The sequence below is a fragment of the Acinetobacter brisouii CIP 110357 genome, assembly GCF_000488275.1.
GTDB classification, from domain to species: domain Bacteria; phylum Pseudomonadota; class Gammaproteobacteria; order Pseudomonadales; family Moraxellaceae; genus Acinetobacter; species Acinetobacter brisouii.
On the sequence record NZ_KI530762.1, the window covers coordinates 249,862 to 267,435 of the forward strand.

At 41.5% G+C, this 17,574-nt stretch carries 18 protein-coding genes and 1 tRNA gene; 7 read left to right on the forward strand and 12 right to left on the reverse strand.

Annotation, left to right across the window (positions count from 1 at the left end):
- The first annotated feature begins 6 nt into the window (after window positions 1–6).
- Together P255_RS01140 and P255_RS01145 are read left to right on the forward strand one after the other, a co-directional pair.
- Window positions 7–474: a Holliday junction resolvase-like protein gene (locus tag P255_RS01140; protein WP_004899186.1), complete on the forward strand. Its 468-nt coding sequence runs from the start codon at window positions 7–9 to the stop codon at window positions 472–474.
- Between the two features lie 124 nt (window positions 475–598).
- Window positions 599–1,168, forward strand: a complete 570-nt coding sequence (locus P255_RS01145) for a hypothetical protein (protein ID WP_004899187.1) — start codon at window positions 599–601, stop codon at window positions 1,166–1,168.
- 47 nt (window positions 1,169–1,215) lie between these two features.
- On the opposite strand, the gene P255_RS01150 is transcribed toward P255_RS01145, so the two are convergent.
- Both P255_RS01150 and P255_RS01155 read right to left on the reverse strand, forming a co-directional pair.
- Window positions 1,216–1,746, reverse strand: coding sequence for a hypothetical protein (locus P255_RS01150; RefSeq protein ID WP_004899188.1), 531 nt, complete (start codon window positions 1,744–1,746; stop codon window positions 1,216–1,218).
- Between the two features lie 32 nt (window positions 1,747–1,778).
- Window positions 1,779–2,552, reverse strand: a complete 774-nt coding sequence (locus P255_RS01155; protein ID WP_171063615.1) for a class I SAM-dependent methyltransferase — start codon at window positions 2,550–2,552, stop codon at window positions 1,779–1,781.
- Window positions 2,553–2,694: 142 nt separating this feature from the next.
- On the opposite strand from P255_RS01155, the gene P255_RS01160 reads away from it, so the two are divergent.
- Window positions 2,695–3,543 (forward strand): aldo/keto reductase, encoded by an 849-nt coding sequence (locus P255_RS01160; protein ID WP_004899190.1) that lies wholly within the window; start codon window positions 2,695–2,697, stop codon window positions 3,541–3,543.
- On the opposite strand, the gene P255_RS01165 is transcribed toward P255_RS01160, so the two are convergent.
- Both P255_RS01165 and P255_RS01170 read right to left on the reverse strand, forming a co-directional pair.
- Entirely contained in the window at window positions 3,540–3,824 is a 285-nt protein-coding gene (locus tag P255_RS01165) for a hypothetical protein (RefSeq protein WP_004899191.1), read from the reverse strand. The two genes, P255_RS01160 and P255_RS01165, sit on opposite strands and share 4 nt — an antisense overlap.
- Window positions 3,825–3,884: 60 nt before the next feature.
- Window positions 3,885–4,556, reverse strand: a complete 672-nt coding sequence (locus tag P255_RS01170; RefSeq protein ID WP_004899192.1) for a hypothetical protein — start codon at window positions 4,554–4,556, stop codon at window positions 3,885–3,887.
- Window positions 4,557–4,866: 310 nt separating this feature from the next.
- Between P255_RS01170 and P255_RS01175 the strand changes: the two genes are divergently transcribed.
- On the forward strand, window positions 4,867–6,132 hold the full coding sequence (locus P255_RS01175) for a hypothetical protein (RefSeq protein ID WP_004899194.1): 1,266 nt from the start codon (window positions 4,867–4,869) through the stop codon (window positions 6,130–6,132).
- 165 nt (window positions 6,133–6,297) lie between these two features.
- Window positions 6,298–7,257: a 2-hydroxyacid dehydrogenase gene (locus P255_RS01180; protein WP_004899195.1), complete on the forward strand. Its 960-nt coding sequence runs from the start codon at window positions 6,298–6,300 to the stop codon at window positions 7,255–7,257.
- On the opposite strand, the gene P255_RS01185 is transcribed toward P255_RS01180, so the two are convergent.
- The 5 genes from P255_RS01185 to glyQ form a co-directional block, all read right to left on the reverse strand.
- Entirely contained in the window at window positions 7,254–7,661 is a 408-nt protein-coding gene (locus tag P255_RS01185) for a hypothetical protein (RefSeq protein ID WP_004899203.1), read from the reverse strand. The genes P255_RS01180 and P255_RS01185 overlap by 4 nt on opposite strands.
- A 256-nt stretch (window positions 7,662–7,917) precedes the next feature.
- Window positions 7,918–8,976 (reverse strand): sensor histidine kinase, encoded by a 1,059-nt coding sequence (locus P255_RS01190; RefSeq protein ID WP_004899205.1) that lies wholly within the window; start codon window positions 8,974–8,976, stop codon window positions 7,918–7,920.
- Window positions 8,977–8,978: 2 nt separating this feature from the next.
- Window positions 8,979–9,392 (reverse strand): hypothetical protein, encoded by a 414-nt coding sequence (locus P255_RS01195; RefSeq protein ID WP_155756900.1) that lies wholly within the window; start codon window positions 9,390–9,392, stop codon window positions 8,979–8,981.
- A gap of 219 nt (window positions 9,393–9,611) precedes the next feature.
- A complete protein-coding gene (gene glyS / locus P255_RS01200) occupies window positions 9,612–11,681 on the reverse strand; it encodes a glycine--tRNA ligase subunit beta (protein ID WP_004899209.1) in 2,070 nt (689 codons plus the stop codon).
- Complete coding sequence (glyQ, locus tag P255_RS01205) at window positions 11,681–12,658, reverse strand: glycine--tRNA ligase subunit alpha (RefSeq protein ID WP_004754373.1); 978 nt, start codon at window positions 12,656–12,658, stop codon at window positions 11,681–11,683. The genes glyS and glyQ overlap by 1 nt, the downstream gene beginning before the upstream one ends.
- A gap of 249 nt (window positions 12,659–12,907) precedes the next feature.
- Here glyQ and P255_RS01210 point away from each other — a divergent pair, with 249 nt between their 5' ends.
- A complete protein-coding gene (locus P255_RS01210) occupies window positions 12,908–13,999 on the forward strand; it encodes an HPP family protein (RefSeq protein ID WP_004899212.1) in 1,092 nt (363 codons plus the stop codon).
- 46 nt (window positions 14,000–14,045) lie between these two features.
- Here P255_RS01210 and P255_RS01215 read toward each other — a convergent pair whose 3' ends face one another.
- The gene (locus P255_RS01215; RefSeq protein WP_004899216.1) at window positions 14,046–14,306 is read right to left on the reverse strand and encodes a PspC domain-containing protein; all 261 of its coding nucleotides are present in this window, start codon (window positions 14,304–14,306) and stop codon (window positions 14,046–14,048) included.
- Between the two features lie 424 nt (window positions 14,307–14,730).
- Here P255_RS01215 and P255_RS01220 point away from each other — a divergent pair, with 424 nt between their 5' ends.
- Entirely contained in the window at window positions 14,731–15,174 is a 444-nt protein-coding gene (locus P255_RS01220; protein WP_228127501.1) for a hypothetical protein, read from the forward strand.
- Window positions 15,175–15,269: 95 nt separating this feature from the next.
- Here the strand turns inward: P255_RS01220 and P255_RS01225 are convergent.
- Together P255_RS01225 and P255_RS01230 are read right to left on the reverse strand one after the other, a co-directional pair.
- A tRNA-Lys gene (locus tag P255_RS01225) sits at window positions 15,270–15,345 on the reverse strand.
- A gap of 120 nt (window positions 15,346–15,465) precedes the next feature.
- On the reverse strand, window positions 15,466–17,304 hold the full coding sequence (locus tag P255_RS01230) for a long-chain-acyl-CoA synthetase (protein ID WP_171063616.1): 1,839 nt from the start codon (window positions 17,302–17,304) through the stop codon (window positions 15,466–15,468).
- Window positions 17,305–17,574: the final 270 nt, after the last annotated feature.

The following is a 17,574-nucleotide window of genomic DNA, read 5'->3' on the forward strand; positions in this document are numbered from 1 at the left end:
CATCGTATGCCCATTTGGATTGCTATGGTCATTGGTTTAGGCATTGGCGTTATTTTGACTTATGCATTATTGTCGAACCTGAGGAATGGCAAAATTCAAGCGGAATATGAAGTTCAGATTTCAGAGCTAAAACGTAAACATCAGAAAGAATTACGCTTAGCTCAATCACGTAGTGTCAACAGTAGCCGTGCGATTTTAAAGGGAAGAATGGCGGAGCAGTTCGCCCCGATTTTTCCTGAATTTGAGTATTTACCCAGCGATGCCAAATTTCTGGGAGATCCAGTCGACTATATCGTATTTAATGGTTATAACGCCTTTCGCGATGGAGATGGGCGTGCCGATGAGATTGAAGTCGTGCTGATTGATATTAAAAGTGGCAATGCACGTCTGACCAAAGGACAACAGGCGATTGCCGATGCAATTAGAAAAGGGCGAATTCGGTTTGAAACCATTCGGGTCGAATTTGAGGACTAGAAAACGAGATGACAAAATTACTACGCTTTTGTGTGTAGTCGTTACCATTTAGCTGCATTTGATCAAGATGAACATTCTAAAATTCCAGAATGAGATTGATTTTTTGATGAGATGAGGAGTCGCTATGCAAGCCCTAAAATATTTCGCGTGTGGTTTAGGATTGGCGCTGCTTACAAGTCATAGTTTTGCTTCAAATTCAGGTGCAGAATACAACATTGCCAATGGTTTGGCACCTGAAGTGACATGGCAGTCCATTTCGCCGCTGAAAGCTTTTCGGGGTGACTTTCGAATTTTAAGCACCAAAAGCTATAGTCAGGATGAACAGGCAAAATTTTCCCCGATTGATTATGCAGTGAGTTGGGGCATGTTTGCTGATCCGTATTTCGCTAAACAAATTAGCGTGCGCCAGTATGACCGCTTTCTTAACTGGAAAATGAAAACCTTACCTGTGTCAGCAGAGCAAGCCATGCAAATGGTGTCCAATATGCACATTATTCCTGCGAACCCTGACATTGCCAAACAGATCAAGCAAGTCCAGCGGGGTGATTTGGTACGTTTACAAGGTGAGCTGGTTGAGGTGAAAGACCGCAATCTGGTCTGGCGTTCTTCACTGACCAATACTGATGTGGGCGATGGAGCTTGTGAGTTGTTTCGTGTACATTCAATTCAGTGGATTGAGCATAAAGCATTGTAAAATATAGCTCTAGAAATAAAAAAAGCATGGCGTTTGCCATGCTTTTTTTATGATGCAGGATTGGTATTGGCTGTATGGGCTTTCCAGTATTCAAGTTGTTGAGTAGCTTGAATGACTGGGGTTTTATCGACTTTCTCGCCGGCTTTTTTATGCTGTAACTGATCCCAGTAATCGTACATCATGCCTTGAATGTAGCGACCCTGTTCAGTCTTCAGATCCAAGTCCTTGAGCATGTTTAATGCCGAATGAATCTGATCCTGTTTGCGCTGTTCGACAAATTCTGGGGTAAGTTGATTGTATTGTTTGAGTTGTTCCAGTTCGGTACGCATATCTTGCGTCATGTCATGAAAAGTACGGTTAAAGTTGTCGAGTTGCTGAATGTCATGCGCATCATCAGGTGTTGTCGTAAACGGTCTAATATTTTGTGGAATACTGACTTCACTGGCCGTATGCATTGCTGCTGAGGATGTAGTTGTTGCGGAACTGATATGCTCAGGCTGTTTCTGACAGGCCACAAGGCTCAGGCTACCTGCAAGCATGAATGCGGGCAGGAGGATACGAGAAAAGCATTGCATCATAAAGTTACCAAAATTCAAACCGTATGCTTTTATTATATTTTAATAAAATCATACGCATAAGTTAAATATGGGAAATCAATTTCATCGTCAGGGCGTTTGCCCAAATAGTCAAAAACCACCTGTTCAAACTGTTGTTTGAGTTGCTGCTGTTGCTCGGCTGGCATCATGGCAATAAAACTGGTGGAAAGTAAACGTTTACTGACCACTTGCTCGACTGTGCCATGATGCAAATGGATAAAATGCTGCTCGCTACCCAGTTTAAACCACGACTGATTTTGAAAGGCTTTTTTCCATTCACCACTATGATAGCGTGGCGTATTGTTTTCTAGTGGTAATAAAATATCCGCAATCGCTTTGACCCACGGCACACTGGTATCGCGCTGGTTCCACACCAACCCAAAATGCCCATGTGGTTTGAGCAGGCGGTGAACTTCAGCAAGGGTTTCATGGTTGGCAAACCAGTGAAAGGCCTGTGCAGCCAAAACGGCGTCATATTGTGCCGACTCTAGTGGAATCTGGTCGCTGTAGGCAGTCAAGGTGGTAACGTCAGGATAAGCTGCCTTGAGTTGTTGCTGCATTTCGGTAACGGGTTCAACAGCAACAATATGCGGGGTGACCTGTTTGAGATATTGGGTAAATTTCCCTGTACCTGCGGCAAGGTCAATCACCTGCGACTGGCTGGTCAGCTCTAGCTCGCTGCGTAGCCAAGAGACAATTTGTAAAGGATAACTTGGTCGGGTTTGCTGATATAAAGCTGCGCCAGAACTAAAGCCCTGAGCCGCAGTTGGATGAATAGTTGACATGATCTCATTCCTTGAATTTATTTGGTTTATTATAAAAACTTCCCGCTCTGTCGACGTAAAAATAGCATTATTTATACAATTTAAACGATTTCGACAACGGTGCTGCGCCATAATGCTTAGAGCATAGCCAGAGAGAAAACAGCACATGAATCGATCTGAACATATTCCGAATTTGACCTTGCATGACGGTTATGCAATTCCTGCCTTGGGTTTTGGAACCTATCGTCTGAATGGACATCTAGGCGTTCAAACCATGCAACGTGCTTTGGCACATGGTTACCGTATGCTGGATTCGGCATTTAACTATGAAAATGAAGGAGCAGTGGGGCAGGCGGCTCGTCTTTCGGGACTTCAGCGTGATGAACTGTTTATTACCTCCAAATTACCAGGTCGTCATCATGCATATGACAAGGCGATAGTCACCATCGAAGAGTCACTGTATCGGGCGCAGCTTAACTATTTTGATTTATATTTAATTCACTGGCCGAACCCGAATCAGGGCTTATATGTGGAAGCTTGGCAAGCCTTGATTGATGCTCAGAAAAAAGGGCAGATCAAGTCGATTGGCGTGAGCAATTTCTTGCCTGAACATATCGAAGTGTTAAAAAAGGAAACAGGGATTATCCCTGTGATTAACCAAATTGAGTTACATCCGTATTTTAACCAAGCCGAGCAATGTGCGTATCATCAGCAACATGGCATTTTAACCATGGCGTGGAGTCCGTTGGGACGCGCACGCGATGTATTTCAAGATGCAGTGTTGCAAGAAATTGCCCAGCAAATTGGGAAATCTGTAGCACAGGTGATTTTAAGATGGCAAATTCAGCTTGGCGTGATTCCTATACCCAAAGCCAGTAGCGATGAAAACCAGCTTGCCAACAAAGCGATTTTTCAGTTTGAACTCAGTGACGAGCAAATGCAGCAGATCAACGCCTTGACGCGCAGCAATGGTCGCCTGAAAAATCAGGATCCTGCGGTGTACGAGGAGTTTTAATCGCAGACCATCGGGATCGGGCCCATAGACCGTCCATTGGATTGTAAATGGCAGTTTGGCGGCACGTGATATTCTGGATGATGCGGTCGATAATCATAGTCGGGGTTTTGTAGAATAATGACTTGCGGACGACTGATTTCAACCTGTGTGTCGTGGGCATTGCTATCTACAAAAACCCGTGTGGTAGATTCGACCTGTCGGGTATGTTCAGGCACAACAAGGCAGCCATGCAAACACACGCTACAGTACAGCACACTGCCTAACTTTACCCAGCCTCGCATCGCGTCACCTAGCAGATCTTAATTTTATTTTACTGTAAATGACTTTGTGTACATGCTCAACTACTGGTTAGTTTCTGTTTCATGCAAATGATAAAATTTCTGTAAGTGTTTTACTAGGCTATGTAGTTGCTTGGCAGGCAAACGGGTTTCTTGCAATAGTGTCAACCATGCCATATGGCAGCGTTTGAGTTCACTGGTATTTTCACACTTGTCGATTTTCTCAGTTAAGCCTCTTGCCAACAGCCCACCGTGTTGTCGTAGAGTATCAATCATCAAGCCTTTAATGGCAGGAAAGTTGAGTTCAGTATCCAGATCAGGTGGAGGCGTCGTATCGAGCTTAAACGCTGCCTGCTGCTCTTCTTCGGCAATTTCTTCGGCTAATGTCGGTTTAGCTCGGGGTTGAGAATAACGCTGCAAGACTTGGGAAAGCACATTGACAGTAGGGGACGCTGAAGCAATGGTTTCTGTTTCTGTTTCTGTTTCTGTTTCTGTTTCTGTTTCTGTTTCTGTTTCTGTTTCTGTTTCTGTTTCTGGTGCTGAATTGGTAATAAAACCCAGCTCCAGCAAATGATCAATCACTTCTGGCTGAAACAGGCGTTGGCGACTGGTTGCGGGTAATTTATCAAAATCATCCGTACCCATAAGAAACAATAACTGACGTTGTTTGGCTGAAAGTTGTTTAGAGCGTTGTTGTAATGCTTCTTGCCCTGCTGCTGTTTTTACATAATGCATTGCCCAATTTCCCCTCAATTGGAATAATCCGATATTCAAGCGCAGCATTGTGACAACTTAATTAATTTCGTTAAATTTATATGAATTGTGTTGCAAAATAGTGTTAAAACATGAATTTAATGACTTTTCGACGAAATCCATTTTCGGATGTAGCAGATTGGTTTTAAAATACAAAAATCTGACAGCGGCGTGGCAAGATGTCATATTTTGCCCTGTTTAATCTCTCTTGCCTTTATACAATAGGCATTCGCCAGCCCCTTCTTTTTTGATTGCATTTTGGCAGTCGCTAATTTTTATTTTCGGTGCGTGAATGGATAAGCAAATTATTTTTGAAGACGAACAAATCCGGGTTATTTTTCTAAAAGGAAATTCCAAAGAACTGATTTTTTCGTTTGGAGATTTAATTACTCGCGCCAAAGGCTTAACGATTAATGCAGAAAAGTCGTTGGCGAAGTATGAATATAACGTGATTGGCGTGATGCCAAAAATCAAGTCATGGTTTCCTGCGGCGAGCATGCAGGCGATGATGAGCGCTGTGCAACCTATTCTAGACCAGTTTGAGACAGTGGTCGGGTATGGTGGTTCAATGGGGGGCTATGCGGCAATTAAATATTCTAAATTACTGAAAATGAATCGCGTGATTGCCTTTGTGCCGCAGTACAGTATTGACCCGCAGGAAATTGAAGATCGCCGTTATACCGAATTTTTTGATGAAAGTTTGCATCAGGACATGCACATCACCACGCAAGATGTTTGTGCAGGCAGTGAATATATCGTGGTGTATGACCCATACTATGCCAATGACCGCGAACATTATTTAAAAATCAAACATATCTTGCCACAGCTACATACCTTGCACTTACCATTTACTGGGCATGAAGCGCTTTCAGTTTTGGCGAGTTCAAGTTTGCTGAATGATTTTATTCGTCATCCGTGGAATAAAAACTATTTTTACCAGCAAATGCGCACGGTCAAGAAAAAGAGCAAATTCTACTACCGCACGGTGATTAACAATTTATTGTCGCGCCATAGTGCCGCGCTCGGACGAATTTTACGTAGTAATGATTTGCAGCTTGAGGATCAATACCTCGATGCCAACTTAAAGCAACTCATTACCCGAATTATGTTGAGCCGCCGTCAGGTCACTGAGCAAGATTTGCAAAAACTCGGGATCAAGGTCAATCTGCCACAAGACAACCATCCAACTCAGTTGCAAGACTGCTATGGTAATTTTCTGGTGTTTAATATTATTAGCAACAAGATTGAAAGTTATCCTGAAGAAGCAATTCACCTGAATTATAAATATTTGATTCCATTGCTGATTAAGTCGAGCTGTATTGTCAAAATTGAACTGAACAATGAGCGTTATATTGTCGGGATGAATGATCGCCGTGTCATGAAATTGTTCAAAGAAGATGATGCCTTGTCGACGGATATGAGTCCAATCGTGGTGAAGAAATACCCTGAGTATTATGTGTTGAGCTATAAAGAGCAAAATATGCGCTGTGATAGTTTGGGGATTTGTTCTTTTGTTGAGCCGCCTTTGCTCGATGAAGAGAAATTTATCTTGGCGTAGTCTTGAATATGTAAATTCATTCGGCAGAAAAACCACCCGTTTTTCTGCTTTTTTTATGTGAAATCAATTGGTCAAGATCACTGAAAGGGTTAAGGTTGAGTAAAAACTTTCACCGAATTCAGGTGAGGTTATTAATTTTCTAAAAAACACAATAAAGGATGACACATGACAGGTTTAAAAGCCGTATTTTTAGATTATGCCAGTTTAGATCAAAATGATTTGGACTCTACTCCCTTAGATGCTGCTTTTGCAGAGTTGCAATTATATGATGCAACTACCTCTGAGCAGGTCTTGCCGCGTCTTGCCGATGCTGAAGTTGCAATCGTGAATAAAGTGGTACTCAATGCTGAAAGTATTGCTCAACTTCCAAAACTGAAACTGATTTTAATTTCTGCCACGGGCACCAACAATGTCGATTTAAAGGCAGCGCGGGCGCAGGGCATTGTGGTATGTAACTGTCAGGGCTATGGTACTGCATCGGTGGCACAGCATGCGTTGACACTGATGTTGGCATTGGCCACCAATGTGGTGAAATACAATCAGGCAGTACAGCAAGGGCGTTGGCAACAGGCAGAGCAGTTTTGCTTTTTAGATTTTCCGATTGTGGAGTTGTCGGGTAAAACCTTAGGTGTGCTTGGCTATGGTGAACTGGGACAAGAAGTTGCGCGATTGGCACAGGCGTTGGGAATGCAGATCTTGGTCGGGAATCTGCCGAATCGTCAACATGCAGGACGTTTGTCACTCGAAGAGCTTTTACCGCAAGTCGATGTGCTTACCTTGCATTGCCCACTGAATGACAGCACTAAAGATTTAATTGCTGAAAAAGAATTGGCATTAATGAAACCGACTGCATTTTTGATCAATACTGCGCGTGGTGGCATTGTCAATGAAGCAGCATTGGCACACGCTCTACAGCACCGCAAACTGGCGGGTGCTGCAACCGATGTTCTGACTGTCGAGCCACCCAAGCAGGGCAATATCTTGCTTGACTCTACAATTCCAAATTTGATTATTACCCCACATTCGGCATGGGGCAGTGTGCAAGCCCGTCAGCGCATTGTGCAGCAACTCACTGAAAATACGCAGGGCTTTATCTCTGGAAAAATCATTCGCCAAGTCAATTAGTTACTGGTGGGTTGGCTTAAAGATCCATGCTCAATCGGAACAGGTGGTGTATCGGTACGATTACCTGTCACCACGTCTTTGGCTTGTTGCCATTTTTTCTCGGCAGTTTGTTGTACATCATTGGCTTTTTCCTGCACAGCTTGGGTTTTTTCTGCACCAAATTCTTTGGTGTTGTCCCATTTTTGCTGAATTTTATCTGAGGCTTTGTCTGCACCGCGCTGTGTGGCATTGCCTATACGCTGTAGGGTTTGCCCTGTTTTATATAAAATCACGCGTCCCAAACTTGGATTGTCAGGCAGTGGCGCATTGGGCGTGCTGGGTTGAGTTTCGGTCATTGCAAAAACTGACGGTGCTGCAACAAGGCAACTACTCAATAAAAATAGTTTGATTGGGCTTAAACGCATCGCAAGATCTCATCCAGTTGATACTCAGCATTTTAGGATGAGATTGCATAAATAGGTGGGAAAGAGAAGAAATTCATACGAATTGGTAACGATTGGGAAAAATATAAAAATTTAGAAGGGATCTAAAATATGGAATAACTTATTTTTAAAATAAATTATTCCTAGTTAAGATATTTTTTCTATATTAAAATTCATTGCTTTGATAAATATTTTCTATTAATTAAGGTTTAAATAATATTTAATTTTTCTATCAATATTATTTAGGTTGATTTTTATTTAGAGAAATTACAATTTTATTTTTCTGAAAATAAATTTCTAATCCATTGCTTCCGTATTTTGATAAAGTATTTGGGATCGCTTCGAATGATATATTTCCGTTGTTAAGCTCTACTAATCTCTTGACAATATACATACCTAATCCGTTTCCTGACTTTCCAGTCTCCTTTGAGATATTGCTCGACCATCCTTCCGTGAAAATTAAAGGAATTTCAGAACTATCTATTGCTAAGCTTTCCATATTAAAAGTAATCAAAGTTGAAGATAAATCTTCACTAATCATTATATTAATAGAGCTATTGGGTTTTGAGTATTTGTATGCATTTTCAAATAAGTGAAAAAAAGCCACATGAAGCGTGTCATAGTCAAAAATACTTTTAAGTTCAGATGGATATATATTTACGAGTACACCTTTTTCTTGAAAATCACTGAAAAAAGGATAATAAACATTCATGAGAACACGATGAATTTTATGTTTCTTCTTACTTAAAAATGGATTTTTTGTATAGAGTTTTTCAAATACTTCAAACTCAGTTTTAATTGCTAAATGATTTTTGTGTAGCTTTAATAATAAATTTGGAATATCTAAGTGATTTTCCTTGGTTATTTTCTCTATTTTTGTTTGAATTTTATTGTCTTTGCTACTTAACTCTTCTTGAGGAAAGAAACTAAAGAATGAAGTAAGACAATTAGCATTTATACTCCTAATATTGTGTGAAAGTCTTTGAGTTTTTTGTAGTTGGAAATCAATTTGTTGTTGGCAAATGTGAGTTAAGAAATTATCAATTAATGAGGTTAAATGTAATACATCTGATTTAAATCTACTGGAGCTTTGTATATAATCTTTAGAGTTTGAAATAAAAAAGATCTTATTTTTTTCTGTATCAACCAAACCACATCTAATTTTTCCAAGGTTTCCACTATTAATAATTTCAGAAGGAAGGCTAATTCTTGGAAGTAGAAATTTGAATTCTTCTTTTAAGTTACAAAATGTTGTTTCCTGAGTTATTTTATCAATTACTCTAAATTTTAGTTCCATTGTTAATCCAGTAATAAGTTTTCAATTGTATTTTCAAATTGATATGTATCAGCATCTTTTGGTAGTCGATCATCTATTAAGCTCCATGCTTTATGGAATGAATCCCATTTTCGCTCAGCAGAGTAAATTACAACTTTTTTATCAGGATATTTCTGTTTTAAAGCAGCAGCTAAGCCCAATCCATGGTCAGAAAATCCAAGTTCAACTCCAACACCATGTACATCAACAAAAAAGATATCTGTATTTATAATTTCTGGAGAATTTAAATTCTTACAATCTTTTATTATATTAATATTTTCCCAACCTGAATTTTTTAACATTCGAGCTGTTTGAAATTTTGTATCATCATCAATGAATAAGATGTGTATTCTTTTTCGTAATTCATAAATATTTTGAGCTTCTTTGTGATTATTCACAGATGTATTCTCCAATGCTATGGACTCGTCATCTATCTTTTTGTTAAAGAAATAGTGTTTAATTAGAAATCCTATACCAGTTAAAATAGCAGGAATTATTACTAACAAATATGAATTTATAGTTTCAATCATTATAGAAAAGTATTGTTAATTTTAATGATTTAAAATTTTATATATAAAAACTCGCTATTACTAGCGAGTTTTTATTGAAAAATCTAATTAATGCTGCAACACACTCACATCAGCCACAGCAGTAAACAGGTGACGCAACTGCGCCAATAAACGTAAACGGTTGGCTTTGAGTTCAGCATCATCTGCCATCACCATAACACCATCAAAGAAGGAATCAATTGGCGCACGAAGTGCTGCCAGCTTAGACAATGCTTCGGTGTAGTCTTTCGCTGCAAGTAATGGTTCAACCACAGGAGTAACCGCTTGAAGCTCAGCAAATAATGCTTTTTCAGCATCTTCAACCAGTTTTGCTTCAACCACAGCCCCTTCAGGTGTCGCTTCTTTGGCAAGAATGTTTGCAACACGCTTGTTGGCAGCAGCCAGTGCCGCAGCTTCAGGTAGTGCGCGGAAGTGGTTGACTGCATTGACACGCTTGTCAAAATCTAACGGTGATTTTGGTGATAACGCTTGAACCGCTTGCAATACATCTACCGCAACGCCTTGGTCTTCGTATTTGGCACGGTAACGACCTTCAAGGAAAGCAACTGCATCAGCCAAAGTCTTGCCGTGATCTTTGACAATCTCGCCATAACCTTGAAGTGCAAGGTTGACCAATTCTTCGATGGTTACGTCCAATTCATTTTCAATGATTAAACGTAAGATACCAATCGCTGAACGACGGAGTGCAAACGGGTCTTTTGAACCTGTCGGTGCTTGTCCGATACCAAAAATACCCACCAAGGTATCTAAACGGTCAGCAAGGGCAATCGTTGTACCTGTTTTGGTTTTTGGTAAAACATCGCCTGCGAATTTTGGCAAATACTGTTCGCCTAGCGCTTCTGCAACTTCATCATTTTCGCCTTCAAGACGGGCATAGTAAGTGCCTGCAATCCCTTGAAGCTCAGGGAATTCACCCACCAGTTCAGAAGTTAAGTCACATTTTGCAAGCAGCGCAGCTTTTTCAGCATCTTGAGCATTTGCACCAGTGATTGCTGTCAGTGCTACGGCTAACTTTGCGATACGCTCCGATTTGTCCCAAAGTGTACCCAACTCCGCCTGGAATACCATGTTGGCTAATTTGGTTTTACGGCTTGCTAAAGGCTGTTTTTGATCTTGCAAGAAGAAGAATTCAGCATCGCTCAAACGTGGGCGAACTACTTTTTCATTGCCTTCAATGATTTGAGTCGGATCTTTAGACTCAATGTTTGAGACAGTAATGAAGTAAGGTTGTAATTTACCGTCAGCATTGATCAAACAGAAATACTTCTGGTTGTCCTGCATGGTGGTAATTAAGGCTTCTTGAGGCACGGCAAGGAAGCGTTCTTCGAAGCTTGCACGAAGTGCAACAGGCCATTCCACCAACGCAGTGACTTCATCACGAAGATCAGCAGGTACAATCGCAATCGCATTGACCTCATCTGCAAGTGCTTTGACTTGTTGATCGATCATTGCTTGGCGTTCTTCAAAAGAAGCCACAACATGCGCTGCTTTTAATTTTGGTAAATATTCGTCTGCATTTGCCAAAGTAATGGCTTCAGGTGCATGGAAGCGGTGACCATAACTCAAGTTGCCTGCTTGGTGATCTTGGATGGTCGCAGGAATAACCTGATCATCTTTGAGCAATACCACCCATTTTACAGGGCGAACAAATTCGGTACGGCTTGCTGCTGAACGCATACGTTTGGCAATCGGTAAGCGATCTAAAGCAGTTTGCAAGATTTGCGGTAAAAGTACATCCAGACTTTGGCCTTGAATGTCTTTGTAATAGCACACTTTTTCAACTTTACCTGCTTGGAAAGTTGATACTTGCTCAGCGCTAATGCCTTGACCACGCATAAAGCCTTCAAGGGCTTTGGTTGGTTTGCCTTCCGCATCATAAGCCGCTTGTACAGCAGGGCCATCAAAGCGTTTTTGTGAGTCGGCTTGAGCGCCATCGACATCGACAATTTTTAAAGCCAAACGACGTGGTGCTGCATAGGCTTCAATTGAAGCAAAGTTTAAGCCTGCTTCTTGTAGGCCTTTAACCGTTTCAGCCTGTAAGGCATCACGCAAAGTTTTTAAACTTTTTGGTGGAAGTTCTTCACAGCCGAGTTCAAATAAAACAGTATGTTGAGTCATTATTTGTTCTCCGTTTTTGCAGCTTCTGCTTCGGCTTGTGCTTGTAACTGTGCCAAGACTTCATCACGTAAATGTGGTTCCGCCATTGGGAAGCCCAACTTGGCACGCGCTTGGACATAACTTTGTGCAATGGCACGCGCCAACGCACGCACACGTAAAATATAACGCTGACGTTCAGTCACCGAAATTGCGCCACGTGCGTCCAGCAAGTTGAAGGTATGTGATGCTTTCATGACCTGTTCATAGGCAGGTAATGGCAACTCAGCTTCAATCAGACGGTTGGCTTCGGACTCGTAAAAATCGAAGAATTCAAACAGTTTTTCAACAGGTGCGTATTCAAAGTTATAGGTTGATTGTTCCACTTCGTTCTGATGGAACACATCACCATAAGTCACTGTGCCAAATGGGCCTTTGGTCCAAACCAAGTCATAAACCGAGTCAACCCCTTGCAAATACATGGCAAGACGTTCCAGACCATAAGTGATTTCGCCTGTCACAGGGTAACATTCAATCCCGCCGACTTGCTGGAAGTAAGTAAACTGAGTCACTTCCATACCGTTGAGCCAGACTTCCCAACCTAAGCCCCAAGCGCCAAGCGTTGGTGATTCCCAGTTGTCTTCGACAAAGCGAATATCGTGGGTGAGGGTGTCAATGCCAATCGCTTTGAGCGAGTCCAGATACAACTGCTGAATGTTGTCTGGGTTTGGCTTCAAGACCACTTGGAACTGATAATAATGTTGTAAGCGGTTCGGGTTTTCACCGTAGCGACCATCTTTAGGACGACGGGAAGGCTGTACGTAAGCCGCGTTCCAGGTTTCAGGGCCTAAGGCACGTAAGAAGGTTGCCGTGTGGAATGTCCCTGCGCCAACTTCCATGTCATAAGGTTGTAAAACAACACAGCCTTGCTCGGCCCAGTAATTTTGTAAGGCAAGAATTAAGCCTTGAAAAGTATCAATATGCGAGATGGCGCGACTCATGTAGCATCCACGAATTATGAGAAAAATTGTCCCTAAGTATAAGGATTTTGTGGGTGAGTGGCAAAGACTTCTATGCAAAATTGCCTATGCTCAGTGAAATGATCAATATGATAAATGACTGCTAAACGACGTTATATTTCCCTCGGCCAATCAACAGATTTACTGATATTTATAAAATATAAAATAAATACATCTTTAAGTTTGGGCTTCTATAATATGGGACTCATGCAAGTTCGTGGATAGAAAAATATGCATTTCAATCTGGAGTGGCTCAAACCGAATTTTAAACTCTTGCCTGTCAAAGAGCGTATGTTCTGTGCGCTTGGCGCATTGCTGGGATTAGCCGTCTCTTCATGGCTGAGCTGGTTGATACTGGGCGAATTTAACGCATGGTATATCGCACCTATGGGAGCATCGTCGGTATTGTTGTTTGCCGTACCTTCCAGCCCATTGGCACAGCCATGGAATATTGTCGTTGGGAATACATTCGCAGCCTTGATTGGAGTGTTGTGTGCACAATACATTCCTGAAACAACAGTGGCATTTAGTCTGGCAGTTGCTTTGGCAATCTTTGTGATGATGAGTACAGATTCATTACATCCACCGAGTGGTGCTGTTGCCATGACTGCTGTACTTGGCGGAGCATCTGTACATCACTTGGGATTTAAATTTATTGCTTATCCTGTTTTATTAAACTCTTTGTTGTTGCTGGGTATTGCAATCATCTTTAACCGTGGTATCGGACGTCACTATCCACAGACCGCACAGCTCAATACCCGAAGCAAAGATCCGACACCCACACAAAAAGTCGGTATTCAACCACAAGATATTCAAGATGTTTTGGCACATCAGACAGAATTGCTGGATATCAGTCAGTATCAGTTAGAAGACATCATTTTGCAGGCACAACAGCATGCCCAGCAGCGCTCACCGCAGGCGTATCTCTGTCGCGATATCATGAGTCGTGACCTGATTACCCTACATGCACAAGATGCCATTCAGCAGGCACTTGCTAAATTCAAGCAAGTCAATCTCATGAGTTTACCTGTGGTGGATGAAACTGGGAAATTACTGGGAACTTTGGCGCTATATGAAGTGATGGAATGGTTTCAGCGTGCAGCAGATCCACGCGCACCGTGGGAGGATTTCGTTTATCAGATTATGCAGCGTCAAGTGGTCACTGTGCAGCCTGAGCAACCCCTGATTGACTTGATTCCGTATTTTGTTGAGCGTTCATTCAATTATATTCCTGTAGTTGAACAGCAGCACTTGGTTGGAATGATTAGCCGTGCGGATATGATTGCAGCCTTACAGCAGCAGTTGCTCAAACAGCAAGCATAAAAAAACCACGATTTTCGGGGGAAAAATCGTGGTGAAACTTTAAAATTTAACGGTATTTTTCTTCGTGTATGGTGCGAATAGGTTGCTGGTAACGCATAGATGGATTAAATATCTTTTTCTGCTTTGGGATGAGAATCCATAAAATAATATAGATCAATATCCCAGGAAATGCTGCGCTCATTACAGAAACTAAAACAAATAGCACGCGCAGTACATTGGCATTCCAGCCAAAACGTTCAGCAATACCTCCCATAACACCAGCAATGATTTGTTGTTTGCTTGAACGGTATAGCCCTGAGCTGCTCATGCTAGTCTCCTGTTTATATTTATGCAGTAAAATTTCACAATATTAGCAAAAACTGTTAATAAAGTCTTATTTTATATATGGAGATTGATTGCACATTTTCCAACTCGCAGGCTTAAAAAAGGTTAATTTCTGTAATTTTTTACAGAATGGATGCGAGTTCTGATTACAATGCCTGAGGTTGTTTTATCGTCTCACAGCTCTTTACTCTTCCTAAGGCAAGCTTATGTTGAAACAGCTAAATAATTATATAAAACCAATAACGTATTTAGCATGTATCCTTGAATGCGCTTGGCAACTGGTTGCTTGTAGCCCTCATTCTCCATCTGATGGATTGACACACTCATACCAGACGAGGGGAGCAAGTTTACCTTTACAGCATAATGTTGAAGGACAAAAACTTGTAGATGTGGCGGGGAAGAGTGTAATGCCTGAGCAAACTCCACTGCCTGAAGAGCGTGATGTCTTGACTAACCAAGAAAAAGTCATGGTTGGGCGCTATATGGCGACCATCTCTTGCCAAGATCCAATTGCCCATTGTGATGTCGGACAGCAGGGTTCGGTAGAATACATTATTAACTTAATGGATGATGGATCTGTTTTTCGATTGATTAAAAGTTTTGGCAAAGTTTATGCCGATACTCGCATAACTCAGAATTATCAGCATGCTCGTTGGAAAGTCATCACCGAAGATCAGAAAAAATATGTTGTGGTGTATTTAAATGAACATTTATGTTTGTATTATCTAATTGATCATAAAAGAAATATTGTGATGGATAGTCAGCGTAATTATGAAATCAACAGAGATTTCTTTGAGCATGGGCATCCGTATACGTTAAAGAATTATTATTTGCTACGAGTCAGTAATTGATCTCAAATTTCAATTTGGATTAAAGGGATAAAAATAGATTTAAAGAATTTTAGGCAAAAAAAATCCTTTCATAAAGAAAGGATTTTTTAGAATCTTGGTGGGTCGTCCGCGACTCGAACGCGGGACCAACGGATTAAAAGTCCGCTGCTCTACCAACTGAGCTAACGACCCATATCGTCTTGATGGAGCGTATTGTAGCAAGATCTTGAACGATGGCAAGAGGATTTTGCAAGAAAATGAATCAATTGTTTACAAAACCCTCAAAATTGCACGTTTTAGCTAAAAAATAAGCTAAAACCGATAGTGATATTGTTGAATGTTGGCAAAAATTTCAGGGGTGAGCACACAGTAGGTCTGACTATTTGGCAAGTTCACTAGAATCGGATCATGAGATTGCTGTAAATCAAAGCCTTGGTTCTTTAATTTTTGTTTCGGATATTTGAAGGTGCTGGTCGTTTCAAGCTGTTCATGAATGCGTAAAAAAACAGGCACAGCATAAGCAGGCAAAACCTGTTTAAAATCCTGCCAAAGTTTAGCCAAATCAACTTCTGCCAAAACCGTTCCTGCATTCAAGGTAATACTTGCCATACCTGCACGCCCATTGGTTTGAGGAATTTCAACCCCATACACCACAGCATCATGAATCAATGGGTGTTCACATAAGATCCCTTCGACTTCTGCAGTTGAGACATTTTCACCTTTCCAGCGGAACGTATCGCCCAGGCGGTCAACAAACTGAGCATGGCGAAAGCCTAAATTGCGCATCAAATCACCTGTATTAAAATACGCATCACCTGTTTTAAATACATTTTGCAAGATCACAGCATGGTTTTTGTCAGCGTCGGTATAACCATCAAATGGAGAGCGCTTGGTAATTTTTCCAATCAATAAACCGACTTCACCCTTTTGCACAGATTGGCAAAAACCTTGAGCGTTGCGCACCAGTTGATTCTTTTCTTGATCATATTGCACAATCGCAAAGGGAGTCGGGGAGAAACCTACCGTGTTGTCAAAGTTAAACAGATTGCTAAATCCGACGTTACCCTCACTAGACGCATACATTTCCATAATTTCGCTAATGCCAAAGCGCTGTTTAAACTCATACCAGATATTCGGACGCATACCGTTACCAATCATTTTACTGACTCGATGTTGACGATCTTGCTCAGAAACAGGGGCATCAAGTAAATACCGACAGATTTCTCCGACATAACCCAGTGCAGAGGCATTAAATTTTGCAACATCTTGCCAAAAATGACTGGTGGAATATTTGCGTCGAGTTGCCAGTGCTGCACCGCCAGCAATCACACAACACCAGCACACCACAATACCTGTGGCATGGTACATGGGTAATGGCGCATAGAGAACATCATTGCAATTTAGATTGAGCATATGTCCATAAGTTCCATAAGCCAGTGCCCAGCGCCCATGGTTAAAAATCACCGCTTTGGGCAAGCCTGTAGTGCCAGAGGTATAAATATAAAATAGCCCGTCTTTGGCATAGACATGTTTGGTTGTGGTCGTATTGAATTCAGGAAAAGCATCGGCACAGCGTGCTAAATTGAGATAACCTTCAGGTGCTATGCCTGATTGTTTGCGAGTTTCTGTATCTGCAAACCAATATAGAACAGCGTCGCTATGTAGCTCATGGCGAATAGCATTAAACACTTGCTGATATTCATCTCCTACGATCACGGCTTTGGGTTGTACCAGCCGAATACTATGGCTAAGAACTTTGCCTGATTGCGAGGTATTGACTAGAGCGGCAATTGCTCCAATTTTTGCCAGTGCCAAAATGCTGACGAAAAATTCTGGACGGTTACTCAACATTAAGGCAATAACATCGCCCTTTTGAATACCTTGTGCAAGAAAATAATGCCCGATCTGGTTTGCCCACTGGTTGAGTTGCTGATAACTCAAGGATTGTTGTTCAAATAATACAGCAGGGCGCTCGGGGTAATGTTGTGCCATTTTTTCAAAGGCAACCGCCAGACCTATTGGTGTTTTTTGACCATGTAGATAAGCCTGTTTTAACCCAGAAAGAATATGTGGCAATTTAGGGGCGATTTGAGGAATTTTGTGGAAGATGTCACGCAACCCGATCATATCTGTAGAAGATTGTTTCATAATGTTCCTACGTTTGATGCAGATGGAAAGGAGCGTACAGTCGACGCCTTAACGTAAAAACCGCTTCTCGAAGGAAGCGGTTTAAACAATAAAAACTTATTCTGTCGGTGTAGTTGGAGTCACTTTTTTCGGTGGACGACCACGTGGGCGACGTGGGCGAGCTGCCGCTTTGTCTTTACTTTGTTTGGTTGCGTTTTCTTCTGTTTCGGCATCAGCTTTAGCTTCAACAGCTTCAACAGCTTCAACAGCTTCAACAGCTTCAACAGCTTCAAC